Genomic DNA, 2,193 nt, shown 5'->3' on the forward strand with positions numbered 1-2,193 from the left:
TGAATCCCCGTTCTGAATACGCCTTCCTGGTTGTGCTATCTGTCGTGTCCTCGAGCAGTTGCTCGCCAATATAATCGGTTGCAGGATTGTATTGGGCGGAACGGGTCAGCCGCTTCACGTTAAAGGCCCGGATGGTCGACGCGACCAGTCGAGGGTGCTTGGCCTGAGTATTGCGTGAGTCCCAGACTCCGAAGACCAGCGAGGTGGGGGCGATGCGAGCCAACGGTTCGGCATTCCCTTTCAGGGCGGCTCGGAAAGCCTCTTCCAGTTCTTTCTGCAGCGGCGTACAGCGGACCAGTGCATCCCCGGCGCGATGTCCCGCTTCGAGAATACTGATCGACTTCTCACCCGCTTTCACAAAAATCTGAGGGACAAGGTGGGCATATTCCGGCTTCTTGAAGATCGGTTCGATCCGGTTCGCCTGAGAGCCGACACTGTCCACGAGACAGACGTTCTCTTCTCCGTCAGGAGGATCAATGTTGTATCCCCCGGGAAACACTTTCTTGTCCTCTGCTGCGGCGTAGGTTGCGGGGAACAGGACACCGTCGGGACCTTCGATGGGTTCGAGAGATTCCTTGATGACCAGGGCTGCGAAATCATCGGTCGTCAGCCAGGGATCGAATTGGGTCATGTCACTCATGAGATGCTCCGTACAAGGGGACAGCGGGAAGGAAGCTCTTCAGATACTTTGTGCGGTAAAGCAGTCGAAATTCGAAACAATCACCGTCTGCGACAGGCAGCGCGCCACTGGCGGCTGCGAACGCAATTCCAACCGGAAGGGGTCGCTTCCAGGCGGCGTATTGATACCGATTCTCGTTTTTGATCTGGCTGGGGCGGAACCGTTGCAAGCCGATAAAGGCGAACAGTTCCAGGACCGGCCGGGCAGAGGTTTCGATTCGCGTTAGTGCGCTGCCGGCCAGCGGATCAAAGCTGAATCCAACGTCGATCGCACCACCCTGACTTCCCAGGTCGGAATCGAAATTGAATGGCAGACCGCACCCGGAAACGGAATGGCTGAGGCAGGTTTCGTTACGCCACTCCTCGCCCTTTAAGCTGGCCTTCATCGCCTCGGCGATTCGAAGAACCGATTGCTGGCCCGCCCACGTCTTGAAGCGACTCCCCCCGGCAGCGTCGTCGGTAAACCAGTCGAGTCTGAGTGGAAGACGGGACTGAAGCAGCAGGGGGTTTTCCCGAACCTGCTGTTCTAACCGCTTGAACTCTTCTTCCAGACTGGAATCCTTCTTCCGCTCGTTCGACTTCTTCCGAAGCTCTTCCAGCCTCGCGTGGTCGGCAGAGGTCATCGTATTCGTCAGCGTGCAACTCGCGAATGCGTCGAGAAGTTGCTTGAGGTTGCCAGCAGCGTGGATGTGGAACTGGTTTGCTTCAAACCAGCCTGATGCACCGGGCCATTGGCGATCCGCAAACTCCAGCAAGCCGCAGCAGGCGAGAAACTGACCAGGGTTGCAGGGATCAACATGGATTGTCGCGGTCGGTTGCAAGGCGGGCTTTACAGGGACGACGAAGGGGGTGGAAAGAGACGGTTTCCACTCTCCCGGCAGAGGATTACCGATCGGACTCGCATCGATTCGTTTTGAATCAAGGGCATCTGCGGCACGCAAGACCGATTCCAGGTAGGCCAGTCCCCAGCGGCCGAACTTTTGTTGCAGTCGCGCGAATCGTTCCGGGACTTCGTCGCAGACAGGCCCGAGTGGCGCAGTCGCGGAATCGGGATCGATAATTTCGTGCGCGGGGAAGTTCGGCCGGGCTCTCCCATGGTGCGCTCCGATCAGATGCAGCACCAGATCACGCTGCAGGTCGTTAAGCGAGGCAAGTTGTGTATGTTGCTCTGACTCTCGATGAAGGTCCATCAATGAACCGAGTTCATGACGATAGTGGTTGAGGTGTTCGGGGGGGCGACCGTGAACGGTCTTGGAAACCGGAGCATTGGTCCGCGCGTTTCCCGCACCACGTTGCCACACGGCACGTCCTTTTCCCAGGTCGTGCCAGGCTGCCGCCAGTTCAATCGGGAGTGTGAGATCTTCGGGAAGTTTCAGTGATTCGCAGATGCGTCGCGCGAAGTCCCGCACTCCGTCCAGATGCCGATCCAATGCAGGCCATTCCGGTGTACGAGTGACCCCAGTGGGGTCAGGAATTTTCTGCACGATCAGGTAGCTGCGAATGAGGGGATGTGAC

The 2,193-nt window shown here is 57.9% G+C and carries 2 protein-coding genes; both read right to left on the bottom strand.

The window, feature by feature from the left end:
• Window positions 1-640: type I-G CRISPR-associated RAMP protein Csb1/Cas7g (gene cas7g, locus VGE80_RS12190; RefSeq protein ID WP_440592860.1), on the bottom strand; the 640-nt coding region annotated here is incomplete at its 3' end.
• On the bottom strand, window positions 633-2,193 hold a 1,561-nt coding region (gene cas8g2 / locus VGE80_RS12195), incomplete at its 5' end, for a type I-G CRISPR-associated protein Cas8g2 (protein ID WP_440592861.1). The genes cas8g2 and cas7g, both read right to left, overlap by 8 nt.

This window comes from Schlesneria sp. (assembly GCF_036405755.1).
Taxonomy (GTDB): Bacteria; Planctomycetota; Planctomycetia; order Planctomycetales; family Planctomycetaceae; genus Schlesneria; species Schlesneria sphaerica.